We start from the raw sequence: 410 nt of genomic DNA on the forward strand, positions 1-410 counted from the left end.
GGTATCGCCATAGGACCACTGCGTCTCCGCCAGCTTGGTGGTATTGTCGGAAGCGAGTACCGTCTGCCGGGTCATGTTGCCGGTGCTGTCATAGTCGAAGGTGGTGAAGCTGAAGGTGCTGGCGTCGCGGAAGACCTTCGTCTGCAGCAGGTTGACGCCGGTCGGCAGGACATCGTTGGCGTTGCCGCTGATCGGAACGCCGGTATACCACATGGCCTTCTTGGCGATGATCGTCCCGCCATTGCCCAATCCGTCATAGATCGTTTCGACATAGGGTAGCGAGACGATATAGGCTGTGCTGTTTTTGTTGAAACTCCAATCCGTCGTGGATTCATCACCGGGAGAGTCGGTGCCGTCCGAATGAACCAAGCCGAAATGCCGCTCTTCGGTGATGTTGCCGTAATCGTCCC

Annotated in this window: 1 protein-coding gene; it reads right to left on the reverse strand. The window is 57.3% G+C overall.

Going from position 1 to position 410, the window contains the following annotated elements; all coding sequences use genetic code 11:
* The coding region (locus tag AC1D0P_RS30730; protein ID WP_477680190.1) for a hypothetical protein at window positions 1–410 on the reverse strand (410 nt) is incomplete at both ends.

The organism is Polaromonas sp. P1_G2, assembly GCF_056405515.1.